The sequence below is a fragment of the Phreatobacter aquaticus genome (assembly GCF_005160265.1).
Lineage (GTDB): Bacteria > Pseudomonadota > Alphaproteobacteria > Rhizobiales > Phreatobacteraceae > Phreatobacter > Phreatobacter aquaticus.
The window spans coordinates 2719061-2733769 of sequence record NZ_CP039865.1; the positions used below are offsets into that span (position 1 = coordinate 2719061).

13 protein-coding genes are annotated in these 14709 nt (G+C 67.0%); 10 read left to right on the top strand and 3 right to left on the bottom strand.

Annotation, left to right across the window (positions count from 1 at the left end):
* The first annotated feature begins 113 nt into the window (after positions 1–113).
* The 6 genes from scpA (at position 114) to E8L99_RS12755 (ending at position 6639) form a co-directional block, all read left to right on the top strand.
* Positions 114–2261, top strand: coding sequence for a methylmalonyl-CoA mutase (gene scpA, locus E8L99_RS12730; RefSeq protein WP_137099891.1), 2148 nt, complete (start codon positions 114–116; stop codon positions 2259–2261).
* Between the two features lie 177 nt (positions 2262–2438).
* Complete coding sequence (locus E8L99_RS12735) at positions 2439–3431, top strand: tripartite tricarboxylate transporter substrate binding protein (protein WP_137099892.1); 993 nt, start codon at positions 2439–2441, stop codon at positions 3429–3431.
* Positions 3432–3529: 98 nt separating this feature from the next.
* Positions 3530–4027 carry a tripartite tricarboxylate transporter TctB family protein gene (locus tag E8L99_RS12740; protein ID WP_137099893.1) on the top strand — a complete coding sequence of 166 codons (498 nt, stop codon included), beginning with the start codon at positions 3530–3532 and terminating at the stop codon, positions 4025–4027.
* Between the two features lie 37 nt (positions 4028–4064).
* The gene (locus E8L99_RS12745; protein ID WP_391527492.1) at positions 4065–5534 is read left to right on the top strand and encodes a tripartite tricarboxylate transporter permease; all 1470 of its coding nucleotides are present in this window, start codon (positions 4065–4067) and stop codon (positions 5532–5534) included.
* Positions 5535–5733: 199 nt separating this feature from the next.
* Positions 5734–6288 (top strand): ATPase inhibitor subunit zeta, encoded by a 555-nt coding sequence (locus tag E8L99_RS12750; protein WP_137099895.1) that lies wholly within the window; start codon positions 5734–5736, stop codon positions 6286–6288.
* A gap of 45 nt (positions 6289–6333) precedes the next feature.
* The gene (locus tag E8L99_RS12755; RefSeq protein WP_137099896.1) at positions 6334–6639 is read left to right on the top strand and encodes a hypothetical protein; all 306 of its coding nucleotides are present in this window, start codon (positions 6334–6336) and stop codon (positions 6637–6639) included.
* 3 nt (positions 6640–6642) lie between these two features.
* Here the strand turns inward: E8L99_RS12755 and E8L99_RS12760 are convergent, their stop codons facing one another.
* Positions 6643–7863 (bottom strand): alpha/beta hydrolase, encoded by a 1221-nt coding sequence (locus tag E8L99_RS12760; protein ID WP_137099897.1) that lies wholly within the window; start codon positions 7861–7863, stop codon positions 6643–6645.
* A gap of 191 nt (positions 7864–8054) precedes the next feature.
* Here E8L99_RS12760 and meaB point away from each other — a divergent pair, with 191 nt between their 5' ends.
* From meaB to E8L99_RS12780, 4 genes are all read left to right on the top strand, one after another.
* Entirely contained in the window at positions 8055–9038 is a 984-nt protein-coding gene (meaB, locus tag E8L99_RS12765) for a methylmalonyl Co-A mutase-associated GTPase MeaB (RefSeq protein ID WP_137099898.1), read from the top strand.
* A gap of 105 nt (positions 9039–9143) precedes the next feature.
* Complete coding sequence (locus E8L99_RS12770) at positions 9144–10568, top strand: amidase family protein (RefSeq protein ID WP_137099899.1); 1425 nt, start codon at positions 9144–9146, stop codon at positions 10566–10568.
* A gap of 123 nt (positions 10569–10691) precedes the next feature.
* The gene (locus tag E8L99_RS12775) at positions 10692–12218 is read left to right on the top strand and encodes a helicase HerA-like domain-containing protein (protein ID WP_137099900.1); all 1527 of its coding nucleotides are present in this window, start codon (positions 10692–10694) and stop codon (positions 12216–12218) included.
* A 111-nt stretch (positions 12219–12329) separates the two neighbouring features.
* The gene (locus tag E8L99_RS12780) at positions 12330–13721 is read left to right on the top strand and encodes a M20/M25/M40 family metallo-hydrolase (RefSeq protein ID WP_137099901.1); all 1392 of its coding nucleotides are present in this window, start codon (positions 12330–12332) and stop codon (positions 13719–13721) included.
* Here the strand turns inward: E8L99_RS12780 and E8L99_RS12785 are convergent.
* Both E8L99_RS12785 and E8L99_RS12790 read right to left on the bottom strand, forming a co-directional pair.
* Positions 13718–14317 carry a DUF6456 domain-containing protein gene (locus E8L99_RS12785; RefSeq protein ID WP_252511100.1) on the bottom strand — a complete coding sequence of 200 codons (600 nt, stop codon included), beginning with the start codon at positions 14315–14317 and terminating at the stop codon, positions 13718–13720. The two genes, E8L99_RS12780 and E8L99_RS12785, sit on opposite strands and share 4 nt — an antisense overlap.
* Positions 14314–14679, bottom strand: a complete 366-nt coding sequence (locus E8L99_RS12790; RefSeq protein WP_137099902.1) for a helix-turn-helix domain-containing protein — start codon at positions 14677–14679, stop codon at positions 14314–14316. The genes E8L99_RS12785 and E8L99_RS12790 overlap by 4 nt, the downstream gene beginning before the upstream one ends.
* Positions 14680–14709 lie beyond the last annotated feature (30 nt).

A 14709-nucleotide genomic window follows, 5' to 3' on the forward strand; every position in this document is an offset into this window, starting at 1 on the left:
ATATCCTCTGGTCCAGTGAGAGGGCATTCCGGAGCCCGATCTCCGATGAAAGGCGCGGTTTGCTCCGCTTGGCGACACCGTGTCCGACTGTGTAACGTGGGGGGAGTGGGCTGATGGCACGGGTTCCGAATTTCGCCGATCTCGCCTTCGCCGAGGCCGCGGCCACAGCGTCCGGTGGCGCCACCTGGCTGACGCCGGAGGAGATCCCGGTGAGCCCGGTCTATGGCGCGGGCGATCTTGCCGGCATCGATTTCCTCGACACCTACCCGGGCATCAAGCCGTTCCTGCGCGGCCCCTATCCCACCATGTACGTCAACCAGCCCTGGACCATCCGGCAATATGCCGGCTTCTCCACGGCCGAGGATTCCAACGCCTTCTACCGGCGCAATCTCGCCGCCGGCCAGAAGGGCCTGTCGGTGGCCTTCGATCTCGCGACCCATCGCGGCTATGACTCGGACCATCCCCGCGTCTCCGGCGATGTCGGCATGGCGGGTGTGGCGATCGACTCGATCTACGACATGCGCACGCTGTTTTCGGGCATTCCGCTGGACCAGATGAGCGTATCCATGACCATGAATGGCGCGGTCCTGCCGGTGCTCGCGCTCTATATTGCGGCGGCCGAGGAACAGGGCGTGCCGGCGGCCAAGCTCTCGGGCACCATTCAGAACGACATTCTGAAGGAGTTCATGGTCCGCAACACCTATATCTATCCGCCCAAGCCCTCGATGCGGATCATCTCGGACATTTTCGCCTTCACGGCGAAGGAAATGCCGAAATACAATTCCATCTCGATTTCCGGCTACCACATGCAGGAAGCCGGTGCGACGCAGGACCTGGAACTCGCCTATACGCTGGCCGATGGCGTCGAATATATCCGCGCCGGCATCGCCGCCGGCATGACGGTCGATCAGTTCGCCCCGCGCCTGTCGTTCTTCTGGGCGATCGGCATGAATTTCTTCATGGAGGTCGCCAAGCTGCGAGCCGCCCGCCTCATCTGGGCCAAGCTCGTCAAGCAGTTCGAGCCGACCAGCGACAAGAGCCTGCCGTTGCGCACCCATAGCCAGACCTCCGGCTGGTCGCTGACCGCGCAGGACGTGTTCAACAACGTCATCCGCACCCAGATAGAGGCCATGGCGGCAACGCAGGGCCATACCCAGTCCCTGCACACCAATGCCCTCGACGAGGCGCTGGCCCTGCCGACCGACTTCTCCGCCCGCATCGCCCGCAACACCCAGCTCTTCCTGCAGCAGGAGAGCGGCACGACCCGGATCATCGATCCCTGGGGCGGCTCGTTCTATGTCGAGAAGCTCACCGCCGATCTCGCGGCCAAGGCCTGGGACCATATCCAGGAGGTCGAGGCCCTTGGTGGCATGGCCAAGGCCATCGATGCCGGCATTCCGAAGCTCCGCATCGAGGAAGCCGCGGCCAAGACCCAGGCGCGCATCGATTCCGGCATCCAGTCGGTGATCGGCGTCAACAAGTTCCGCCCCAACGGCGAAAAGCCGATCGACGTGCTGAAAGTCGACAATTCGGCCGTCCGCGCGAGCCAGATCGACAAGCTCAACCGCCTGCGTGCCGAGCGCAATGCCGCCGAGGTCCAGGCGGCTCTGGATGCCTTGACCAATGGCGCGGCCGGCAATGGCAACCTGCTCGATCTCGCGGTCAAGGCTGCCCGCGCCAAGGCCACCGTCGGCGAGATGTCGGATGCGATGGAAAAGGTGTTCGGCCGCCACAAGGCCGAGATCAAGGCGATTTCAGGCGTCTACAAGCGCGAGGTTGGCGCCATGAACGAGAATGTCTCGAAGGTCCAGGCGCTGGTCGAGGCCTTTGCCGAGAACGAGGGCCGCCGCCCGCGCATACTCGTCGCCAAGGTCGGCCAGGACGGCCATGATCGCGGACAGAAGGTCATCGCGTCCGCCTTTGCGGATCTCGGCTTCGACGTGGATATCGGGCCGCTCTTCGCGACCCCGTCGGAGGCCGCCAAGCAGGCGATCGAGAATGACGTCCACTGCGTCGGGGTCTCCTCGCTCGCGGCCGGTCACCTTACTCTGGTACCGGAGCTCAAGGCGGAGCTGGCCAAGCAGGGCCGCGAGGACATCATGATCGTGGTCGGCGGCGTCATCCCGCCCCAGGACTTCGACGCGCTCTACGAGGCGGGTGCCGCCGCCATCTTCCCGCCCGGCACACCGATCGCGGATGCCGCCATCGATCTGATTAACAAGCTCAACACCAAGCTTGGCTACGTGCAGGCTGCGGAATAGACTCGCCGCAGCTTTCGCGTGCATCTCCGCTATTTCCGTCAGGAAGGCGTTGAAATCGACAGCGTGACGGCTGCCCTCGCGAATTTCCCGGATTGTCATCGATCCAAATCCGGTGCAGCTTTCTGTGATCACAGATAAGGCCGGCTCAACCGGCTCATGGATCACGGGAGATTCGCCATGACGAAACTGACACGCCGCTCGCTCATCATCACGGCCGCAGGGGCCGGCGCCGCCTCGGCACTCTCTGCGCCGGCCATCGCACAGGCAGCCTATCCCTCGCGCCCGATCACGCTGGTCGTGCCCTGGGGTGCCGGCGGCGGCACCGACGCCACCGCCCGCATCGTCGGCGCGATGCTCGAGAAGGAATTCGGCCAGCCGGTCAATGTCGTCAACCGCACGGGCGGCTCGGGCGTTGTCGGCCATTCGGCCATCGCCACCGGTGCGCCGGATGGCTACACGATCGGCATGATCACGGTGGAAATCACCATGATGCACTGGCAGGGCCTGACCGAACTGGCGCCGACCAGCTACACGCCCCTTGCTTTGATGAACGAGGATCCGCCCGGCGTTCAGGTCAATGCGTCGAGCCCCTATCAGAACATCAAGCAGCTCGCCGACTTCATCAAGGCGAACCCCGGCAAGCTGAAGGCCTCCGGCACCGGCCAGGGCGGTATCTGGCATCTGGCGCTGGTCGGCTGGCTCGGCGCGATGGGCCTGCCCGCCAATGCCGTTCCGTGGGTGCCGTCGAACGGTGCGGCTCCGGCCATGCAGGATCTCGCTGCCGGTGGCATCGACATCGTCACCTGCTCGGTGCCCGAGGCCAAGGCCATGCTCGATGCCGGTCGTGCCCGCTCGCTCGCCATCATGGCACCGGCGCGCAACCCGCAATTCGCCAATGTGCCGACGCTCAATGAGGGCCTCGGCATCAACTATTCGGTCGGCGCCTGGCGCGGCATCGGCGCACCGAAGAATCTGCCGGCCCCGATCGCCGAGAAGCTCACCGCCAGCCTCAAGAAGGTGAGCGAGTCCAAGGAGTTCATCGACTTCATGAACGCCCGCGGCTTTGGCATGAAGTGGGCCGATGGCGCCGGCTTCGCCAAGTTCATGGCTGACGGCGACGCCGCCATGGGCGTTGCCATGAAGGCGGCCGGCCTCGCCCGCCAGTCCTGATCGGACATCTCCGGGCGAGCAGCCAAGCCGCTCGCCCGGCCTCTCCAGCCCCGACACGACAGACAGGACCGGCGGCGACAGTCGCCGCGTGGGATCACATGCACATATCCGATCGCATCACGGGCGGCGTTCTGGCCGTCCTCGGAGCCGGCGCCGCCTATGGCGGTTCGCTTCTGCCGCCCGTTCCCGGCCAGCAGGTCGGCCCCAATGTCTTCCCGATGGTCATCGGTCTGGGGCTTGTGGTCTGTGGCGTTGCGATCGCCCTCGGCATCGGCCGGTCCTTCGAAGAGGAAGAGGCGATCGTCACGAGTGAGGATGGCGCGACGGCCCCACCGCCGGAGAATGCCCCCATTGCCTACCCGGCGCTCAAGACCATGGTGCCGCCGCTCCTGCTCTTCTTCTACGCGATGACCGTCGACTGGCTCGGCTTCGTCCCGACGGCGGCTGTGATGGTCATTGCGACCTGCTTCGCGCTGGGCGGCAACCTGCGCACCGCGATTGTGCTTGGCATCTTCGCGCCCCCGGCAGTCCATCTCGTGTTCGGCAAGCTGTTGCGGGTGCCATTGCCCGCGGGCTTCCTGCCGATGCCGTGGTGAGGGCAGCACAATGAGCACCTTCATCGAAGCCATCTGGATGGTCATGGCACCCGACGTGCTGATCGCCATCCTCCTGTCGGCGATCTACGGCCTCGTCGTCGGCTCGCTGCCCGGCCTGTCAGCCACCATGGCGACCGCCCTGCTCGTGCCGGTGACCTTCTACCTGTCGCCGATCGCGGCGATCGCGACCATCATCACCGCCTCGGCGATGGCGATCTTCTCCGGTGACATCCCGGGCTGCCTGCTGCGCATTCCCGGAACCCCGGCTTCCGCTGCCTATACCGACGAGGCCTATGCCATGACCCGCAAGGGCCAGGCGGAGATGGCGCTCGGCATCTGCCTGTGGTTCTCGGCGCTCGGCGGCGTGTTCGGCACGCTCTCGCTGATCCTGATGGCGCCGCTGCTCGCCGAGTTCGCGCTGTCCTTCTCGACCTACGAGTACTTCTGGCTGGCTGTCCTCGGCCTGATGTGCGCAACCGTCGTTGCGCGCTCCTCGCCCGTGAAGGCGCTGGCCGCCATGCTGCTCGGTCTTCTGGTCTCCTGCATCGGCATCGAGAACCCGGCCGGCACGCCGCGCTTCACCTTCGGCTTCACCGACCTTCTCGGCGGCATCGAGGTCATTCCGGCGCTCGTCGGCTGCTTCGCCGTCGCCGAGGTCATGCGCGCCATGGCAGTGCCAGAGCCGCCGCCGCTGCCGCGCCGCAAGTTCGGCTCGATCCTGGCCGGCCAGTGGAAACTCACCAAGGAATACCCGAAGCAGCAGGCCCGCGGGAACATCGTCGGCATCATCATCGGCGTGCTTCCGGGCGCCGGCGCCGACATGGCGGCCTGGGTCTCCTATGCCATGGCCAAGCGCTTCTCGAAGACGCCCGAGAAGTTCGGCACCGGCCATCCCGAGGGTCTGATCGAGGCGGGCGCCTCCAACAATGCCTCGCTCGCCTCCGGCTGGGTGCCCTCGCTCCTGTTCGGCATTCCCGGCGACACGATCACCGCCATCGCCATTGGCGTGCTCTACATGAAGGGTCTCAATCCCGGCCCGACGCTCTTCACCGAGAAGGCGTCGAGCATGTATGCGCTCTACATCATCTTCATGCTCGGCAATATCATCATGATCCCGCTCGGAATCATCATGATCCGGTTGGCAACCTTCGTGCTGCGCGCCAAGCGCTACGCAATCATGCCGGTGATCGTTCTGCTCTGTGCGGTCGGCTCCTTTGCCACCGGCAACAACCTGTTCCTCGTCTTCACCGTCGGCGCCTTCGGCGTCATCGGCTACATGATGGAGAAGAACGGCTTCCCGGTCGCGGCCTTGGTGCTCGGCATCGTCATGGGCTCGATGGTCGAGCAGCATTTCATCACGTCGCTCATCAAGTCGGACGGGTCGATGCTGCCGTTCTTCCAGCGGCCCGTTTCGGCGGTGCTCGCGGCCATCACGATCAGCCTGCTGGTCTGGCCGCTGGCGGTCTGGCTGTGGCGAAAGCGGCCTGGTCAGCCGGTAGCCGCCTGACGGAGCTTCAGTCCCGATCGCCCTGCTGACATGGGGCGATCGGGCCCGCTTTGTGACCTGCTCCCCGGCGCCGCATCGCCTCAGCCGGGTACCCTGCGCCAGCTTGTCGCGTGCCCTTGTCCGGCTTCGTCGAGCCCCCATCTCCAGCCGGTCCCGTGGTCCGGGCCCCTCTGGCGAGCGCTCAGCCGGCGCTCTCGCGATGTCGGACCGTTCATCGACATCGTTCGCCGGCTTGGAGAGGGCTATGATGCGTGGCCACGCTGCGACCAACCAGCATGTATCTGCTGCCGACCATCGTGCAACAACCTTGGACGCCGTCTCGACGGCGAGCAGCCGGCCGGCGGGGACTGCGCCGTTCCCCACGTGGATTGCCATGGCGACCACCCCGACCCGACAGCCATATCGTGAAGCCGAACCTTCGCCGATCGCTGGCTCGTTGGCCGTCGCCAGGGCGTCCGAGCCGCATATGGACTGGTGTCTCGACTCCGATACGCGCGATCACGTCATCGCCCGTCGCAACGTCCTGACCGGATTATGGGCCGGCCGTCGCCTTGGCATGACAGGCGCGGAACTCACCCGTTATGCCGCCGGCATGCACCGGGCGGATTACGACCTTCCCGGTGACGCCGACATTGTCGCGGTTCTGATGCAGGACTTTGCCGCTGCGGGGATGGTGATGCTCGAAGGCGATCTGCGCCAGACCATCGCCGCCTTCCATCGTCAGGCCCTCGTCGAGACCCTTTGCACCGATTGATCCGCGTCTCCACGCCGAACGTCCTGGACCCCGGAGCCTCCCGCCATGACCAATGTCCTGATGTCTCTTGTCTCGTTCTTCCTGTTGCAGCCGATCGAACAGGCAATCACCGGCCAGCTCACACGGGCCCAGGCCCCTGCGGCCATCGTCGAGCAGGTTGCCATCTGCACCCGCCAGGCCGCGCCAGCGACCGTTGAGCGTGTCACCTCGGATCCGGTCTGGGCCGTCTCGACCGCATTCAGCCTGTGGCTCGGCCAGGAGAGCGGCGAAGCTGCTCTCGTCAGGATCGCGCCGGCCTGCGAACCGGCCTTGCGGGCGGCTAGGCCCTTCCTGCGGTCGACGAGAGCGTAACCGTCAGTCGGTCGCCGAGGGCTGCGGCAAAGGCTCCGTGGTCACAGCCCGCGCGCTTTCCGGCTGACCTGCCATCGGCGTCTGCGCCTGTGGCGGGCTCAGTTCGGGCGAGAGTGGCGGAGCCTCGGCCGAGACCTGAGGCAGCGAGTCCTCGACCACCGGCGCCACGTTGATCTTGCCGCCGATCAGGCGAACGATCTCGGGCGTCTCGGCAAAGGTCCCGTGCCGCAACAGGTCGGTGAAGCCGCTCGAACTCATCGTGAACACCCGCACGCCGAGTCCTGAGATCACCTCCCGGTGCTGCGGGTTGCGCACATCGAGTGCGCCGAGGCGCTGACGGTCGAAGGCAACCGTGCTGGAGGCCGCGAGCGCCCGGTCATCCGCCTGCACGAACAGCGAGATCCTCGAGGGCCGTTGAATGCGCGCCACCTGCTGGCGGAACACCTCGACGTCGAGATCCGGCGCCGCAAGGATCACCTCGCCGAGATGGCCATCGAGTTCGCCGCGTCCGGCAATGGCCGCCTGCCGGAGACCTTCCATGGTGAGGAAGGCCCCCATGGAATGGGCGAGCACATGGATGCGTCCCACCCCCGGCGTGCGCCCGAGATCGCTCAGGAGCTTCTCCAGCGCATCGCGAGAGGCGGTCGCGACCTCGCGGTCGCCGCCATAGGCCAGCACCCGGCGATAGCTCGGCCAGGTGAACAGGACCTGCGTGCCGCGGAAGCCGGCATCGGTGGCCACCTGCACCAGCCGGAACGCCGCTTCGTCGTAGTCGGTGTTGAAGCCATGGACATAGACCAGCACATCGCGCTGGTCGGCGGGCTTGCCGCCGATGGCTTCGGCGAGTTCGGAGCGGAACGCGTCGGGGGTCAAGGCCGAGCGATCGGCCAGCATCACATGGCGGGTCGTGCTCTCCGGCGTGATCTGCGGACGCGGAATGGTGCCGGCCGTGCGGCCCGGCGGCAGGGACACGACCTGCCGGTAGAAGCGCGCACGCTCCGCCGAAGGTCCACCCAGCCGGTCGCCCCGGAAGGCAGGGCGCGTGGATGCCACGAAGACCGGCACGGCCGTCGGCTGGGCGGGCGCGGCGGTCAGCGAAGAGAAGGCACCCGGCAGGCTGATGCTCGGCCCGAAGCAGCCGCTGAGCCCCAGTGCGGCAAGGCCGAGCATGCCAAGACGACGGAGCGACGGACGAGCGGCGGTCGGGGGCGACAGCTGGAGCATGGGCCTCGAAAGGGTCAGGTGCGGCGGCCAGACATGGCCTCCGGGGGTTACCGAAAGGTGAACGGAACAGACTGCTGTGCGCTGCAGCAATCCATGGTCAGCGGTTAGCGAGCGGGCGTGGCGGGAATGAGGCCGAAGCCCGGCACGAAACCCCTCGCGTCGAATCCGTGGCCTTGCTACCACGCTTGCTCATGCGTGCTCCGCCTGATCCCGAAGCCTTGGCCCAAGCCATCCGAAGCGGCAACCGCGCCGGTCTGGCGCGCGCCATCACGCTGGTGGAATCGACCAGGGCCGAGCATCAGGCGCTGGCCCGCGACCTTGTCCAGCGGCTGCTGCCCGAGACGGGGCGGGCGATCCGCATCGGCATTACCGGCGTGCCGGGCGCCGGCAAGTCGACCACCATCGACACCTTCGGTTCGAACCTGACTGCGGCAGGCCACAAGGTTGCCGTGCTGGCGGTCGACCCCTCCTCGTCGCGCACTGGCGGATCGATCCTCGGCGACAAGACCCGCATGGCGCAGCTCTCCGTCGATCCCAATGCCTATGTCAGGCCGTCGCCGTCGTCGGGAACCCTCGGTGGCGTCGCGGCGAAGACCCGCGAGACCATGCTGCTCTGCGAGGCCGCAGGCTTCGACGTGATCCTGGTCGAGACCGTCGGCGTCGGCCAGTCGGAGACGGCGGTGGCCGACATGACCGATCTCTTCGTCGTGCTGATGCTGCCCGGCGCCGGCGACGAGCTGCAGGGCATCAAGAAGGGCATCCTGGAACTTGCCGACATCATCGCGGTCAACAAGGCCGATGGCGACGGCGCGACCCGCGCCAGGGCCGCCGCCGCCGAGTATCGCGCTGCCCTCCACATCATGGCGCCGAAGTCGCTGGTCTGGTCGCCCCCGGTCTTGATGATCTCCGGCCTCACCAATCTTGGCTTGGACGAACTCTGGGCCCAGATCGGCATGTTCCGGGCGAAGACCGAGGCGTCGGGCGACTTCGCCGCCAAGCGCCGGGCGCAAGGGGTCAAGTGGATGTGGACGCTGCTGCAGGAGCGGGTGACCGACCGGCTGCGCCGCGATCCCGATCTGAAGGCGAGGCTTCCGGCGATCGAGGCCGATGTGGCGAGCGGCCGTCTCGCCCCCATGGTGGCGGTCGAGGAGATCGCGCGGGCCATGGGCATCTGAGCCGGGCCTCGCGTTCTCAGCCGACACCCATGCAGCAGGCGGTCTCGACGCGCCGCCGAACGCTCCGCTAGGCTCCAGCCTTCGAACGTGCGGGGACATCAGGACATGGCGAAGACACCCATCTGGCAATGGTCGGCCGTTGACACGGCCAAGGCGATCCGCAAGGGCAAGGTCTCGGCGGAAGAGGTGACCAAGGCCCATCTCGCTCGGATGAAGGCGGCCAATCCGGCACTCAACGCCGTGGTCGTCGATCTCGGCGCCGAAGCACTCAAGGCTGCCAAGGACGCCGACAAGCACCAGGCCAAGGGCGGCGAACTCGGCGCGCTCCACGGGGTGCCCGTCACCATCAAGATCAATCTCGACGTCAAGGGCCAGGCCAATTCCAACGGCGTGCCGGCCTTCAAGGACAACATCGCCCCCGACGACTCCGCCGTGACATCCAATCTGCGCAAGGCGGGCGCCATCATCATCGGGCTGACCAACACGCCCGAGTTCTCGATGCGCGCCTTCACCGAGAACCCGCTGCATGGATTGACCCGCAACCCCTGGGACCCCGCAATCACCTGCGGCGGCTCGTCGGGCGGGGCGGGCTCCTCGGTCGCCGCCGGCATTGGCGCCATTGCCCACGGCAACGATATCGGCGGCTCGCTGCGCTGGCCGGCCTTCTGCAATGGCATCGCTACCATCAAACCGACCCAGGGGCGCATCCCCGCCTTCAACCCGACCCAGATGAAGGGCGACGAGCGCCCGCTGATGGCGCAGTTCATGTCGTCGCAAGGGCCGCTCGCCCGTTCCGTCGCCGATGTCCGCCTCGGCCTTGAGGTGATGAGCCAGCGCGATCCGCGCGATCCCTGGTGGGTGCCGGCTCCGCTGGTCGGGCCGAAGCTGAAGGGCCCGATCAAGGTGGCCTTCGCCAAGATCCCCGCCGACATGAAGACCGACAAGAAGGTGATCTCGCTGGTCCGCAAGGCCGCCGATCACCTGGCCGATTCCGGCTATGACGTGCAGGAGGTCGAGCTGCCCGACATCAACGGCACCTGGAAACTCTGGTGCGACCTCATCTCAACCGAGATGGCGGTGCTGCAGGAGGCCGCCATGCGCCAGTATGGCAGCGCCGACTTCATGACCGCGCTCGAGGGCATCAAGCTGGCCGCGACCATTCTCGACCAGGAAGGCTACATGAAGGCCATCGCCCAGCGCTCGCGGGTGCTGCGCAACTGGCTCATGTTCCTCGAGGATTACCCGGTGATCCTGACGCCGATCTCGGTCCAGCCGACGCCCTCCTACAATGCCGATATCGAAAGCCCGGAACGCACGCGCGAGCTGTTCTGGAACGATGTTCGCTTCATGTCGGCGATCAACGTTCTGGGCCTGCCAGCCGCCGTCGTGCCGGTCGGCCTGCTCGACGACAAGCCGATCGGTGTCCAGATCATCGGCTCGCGCTATCGCGAGGATGTGGTGCTGGATGCCGCCGCAGCCATCGAGAAGAAGGCCGGTACCTTCGTCGAGCAACTCTGGGCCCGCGGCTGATCCGCCGGTCAGCCGGGGCTTCATTGCCGTCCTTCTTGCCGAAGGCGGCAATCGCCCTTTGCGGCGCCTGCGTCCATTGCTAGAACCTTCACCTAGCGGCACCAGACAAGCAGGGATGTGACCATGGCCGACGGCGATTCGATCTTCATCGGCAAGAGCACCAAGCCGGAGCAGCTGGCGCTTCACTTCGGCAACCGTCACGGCCTGATCACGGGGGCCACCGGCACCGGCAAGACCGTGACCCTGCAGGTGCTGGCCGAAGGCTTCTCCAATGCCGGCGTGCCGGTCTTTGCCTCCGACATCAAGGGCGATCTGTCGGGCGTCGCCGCCATGGGCGAGGAGAAGCCGTTCCTCACCGAACGCGCCAAGCAGGTCGATCTGAAGTGGGCGCCTGACCAGTACCCGGTGGTCTTCTGGGACCTGTTCGGCGAGCAGGGCCACCCGATCCGCGCCACCGTCTCCGAGATGGGGCCGCTGCTGCTGTCGCGCCTGATGGATCTCAACGAGACCCAGGAAGGCGTGATCAACATCCTGTTCCGCTATGCTGACGAGAAGCAGCTGCTGCTGCTCGACCTCAAGGACCTGCGCGCCCTGCTGGCCGAGCTCGGCTCCAACAAGGAGCTGCAGAACGAGCTGCGCGCCGCCTATGGCAACGTCTCGGCGAGTTCGGTCGGCGCCATCCAGCGCCAGTTGCTCACCCTTGAGAACCAGGGCGGCTCGTCCTTCTTCGGCGAGCCGGCGCTGATGCTCAAGGACATGATGAAGCTGTCGAACGACGGCCGCGGCAACATCAACCTGCTCGCCGCCGACAAGCTGATGGGCAGCCCGCAGCTCTATGCGACCTTCCTGCTCTGGCTGATGTCGGAACTCTTCCAGGAACTGCCCGAGGTCGGCGATATCGACAAGCCGAAGCTGGTCTTCTTCTTCGACGAGGCCCACCTCCTGTTCAACGATGCGCCCAAGGCGCTGCTCGAGAAGATCGAGCAGGTCGTGCGCCTCATCCGATCCAAGGGGGTCGGCATCTACTTCGTCACCCAGAACCCGCTCGACGTGCCGGAGACGGTGCTGGCCCAGCTCGGCAACCGCGTCCAGCACGCGCTGCGCGCCTTCACGCCGCGCGACCAGAAGGCGGTCAAGGCTGCCGCCACGACATTCCGCCAGAACCCGGCGCTCAACACCGAGGAGGTCATCACCCAGCTCGGCAAGGGCGAAGCGCTGGTCTCGACGCTTGAGGGCAACGGCGTCCCCTCCATGGTCCAGCGCACCCTCATCGCCCCGCCGACCGGCCGCATCGGCCCGGTGACCGACCAGGAGCGCCGCCAGCTCATCGCCAAGAGCCCGTTCAAGGGCAAGTATGACGCCGTCGAGGACCGGGAATCGGCCTACGAGATCCTCCAGAAGCGCAACCAGCCGGCCGAGCAGCAGGCGCCGCAGGAAGCCGATAGCGGCATCCTCGGTGGGCTCGGCGGCCTGCTCGGCGGCATCCTGGGCGGCGGTGGCTCGGCTCCGGGCAAGGGTGGCGGCCGCGGCCGCATGACCACCACCGAGGTGGTGGTGCGCAACATGGCGGGGTCGCTCGCCAAGTCGGTCGGCACCCAGGTCGGGCGCGCCCTGCTGCGCGGCGTGCTGGGCAACCTGACGCGGCGCTAGGCCAGGCCGGCCCCGAACGCGGTCTTCGCGAACGAGGCCTGCACTGCCGCCGGTAGGCAAGAGGGGAGCGGCTTGGTAGCCTGCCGCATCCTTCTCATGCCGGGGCATGCCATGACCGCTTCATCACCTGTCGATCAGGTTCTCTCAGCCGTTGACGCATCGCTCGACCAGAGCCTCGAGCGGCTGTTCGCCCTGCTGCGCATCCCGTCGATCTCGACCGACAGCGCCTATGCCGAGCATTGCGTGGCTGCCGCCGAACTGCTCGCCGCCGACCTCAGGACCATCGGCTTCGATGCCGCCGTGCGCCCGACAGGTGGCCATCCCGCCGTGGTCGCCAAGAGCGGTGGCGCGACCGCCCCGCGCGCCCTGTTCTACGGCCATTACGACGTCCAGCCGGTCGACCCCCTCGATCTCTGGGAGACGCCGCCCTTCGAGCCGCGCATCGCCACCGCGCCCGATGGCTCGAAGCGGATCGTTGCCCGCGGCGCCTGTGACGACAAGGGCCAGGTGATGACCTTCGTCGAGGCCTGCCGGGCCTGGAAGGCGGTCACCGGCTCGCTGCCCATGGGTGTCACCCTGCTGGTCGAGGGCGAGGAGGAGTGCGGGTCGCGCCACCTGTTCGACTTCGTCAAGGCCAACAAGGCCGACCTCGCCGCCGATGTCGCGCTCGTCTGCGATACCGGCATGTGGGACAAGGACACGCCGGCCATCACGACCTCGCTTCGCGGCATCGTGTCGGAGGAGTTCAAGGTCGTTGCCGCCAACCGCGACCTCCATTCCGGCATCTATGGCGGTGCTGCCGCCAATCCGATCCATGTGCTCTCCAAGGTGGTGGCGTCCCTCCACGGTGCCGACGGCCGCATCGCCATCCCCGGCTTCTATGACGGCGTCGAGGACCTGCCCGCCGACATCCTGGAGGACTGGAAGGGCCTGAACCTGACGGCCAAGGACTTCCTCGGCCCCATCGGCCTCAGCGAGCCGATCGGCGAGAAGGGCCGCCTGCTCATCGAGATGGTCTCCTCGCGCCCGACCTGCGACATCAACGGCATGTGGGGTGGCTACACGGGTGAGGGCGGCAAGACCGTGATCGCCTCCGAGGCCTGGGCGAAGCTCACCTTCCGCCTCGTCGGCAAGCAGGACCCGATCAAGGTGCGCGACGCCTTCCGCGCCCATGTCCGCGCGCAGCTTCCCGCCGATTGCACGGTCGAGTTCTTCGGCTCGCGCGGCAGCCCGGCCCTGGCTCTGCCCTGGGACATGCCGGTGCTCGCCAAGGCCCGCGCGGCGCTGACCGCCGAATGGGACCGCAAGGCGGTGACCATCGGCTCCGGCGGCTCGATCCCGATCGTCGGCGCCTTCAAGGACGAACTCGGGCTGGACTCGCTGCTGGTCGGCTTCGGCCTGGAAGATGACCGGGTCCATTCGCCGAACGAGAAGTACGACCTGAAGAGCTTCCACAAGGGCATCCGCTCCTGGGTGCGCATCCTCGGGGCTCTTGCCGCCTAACCGGTCTTCAGCTCACTGGTCTTGGCCGAACGCCAGGACCGGATCCCGGTCGAGCGGGCGGGGCCCTGCGCCTCGCCCCTTAGACCATAGGAGCGGGCGAGCGCCGCCAGCGCCAGCTTGAGCACCACCTTGGCCGTGCGCACGGGCCAGCCGCGCGCCTTCTCCACCTCCTCGATCCCCTTGAGGAAGCCGCAGACATCGAGCAGCAGGGACGCAAAATCCGGCCCGACGGCGGTCTCGGCGTGGCGCAGCCGCTGCCTGGCGGCAATCACCACATCGGCATAGTCGAGGCCGTGGCCGCCGGCGCTGCCGCGCGACACCGGCGCCTGCCAGGACGAACCGAGCTTCGGCGAGAGGCCGGCGAGCGTGAAGTCCAGACGGAACCGCTCGCCGGCCTCCACCTCATGGGGGCTGAGGAACGGCACGCCGGACGCATCCTTGCGGCTCGCCAGCCAGCGCAGCGGGCTCTCCTTCAGGTCGATCTCGATGGTGCCCTCGGGCGTCTCGATGGTCGCGACGGCGAGATGGGCACGCCGGAAGCGGTCGTCCTCGACGGGGAGAATGGCGCCACGATCCGGCGTCTGGTTGCGGCTCATGCGGCGTCTCCCATGCGCGGCGTCACACAGGCGAGCGGCTCGAGAATGGTCTCCATGGCGGAGACCCGGGCATTAAAAAGTGGCTCGTCGCGCCGCTGCTCGATCCGCCGGAGCGCATGGCGCACCGAAGCGCGATCCCGGCCGAAGGTGCGGCCGAGCCGGGTCATGTCGATGCCGATCATCACATGGGCGAGATAGATGGCGAGATGGCGCGCATCGGCAACCGGCTGATCGCCACGGCTCGGCTGGAACAGCGCGTCGACGGCGACCGATTCAGCCCAGGCGACCAGCGCGACGATCACGCGCAGGCGGGCATCGGGCAGGACGTCTGGGGCAAGGGACAAAGGCAGCGTTGGGGTCATGGCGGGTCCTCGGGCTGATGAGGACGATAT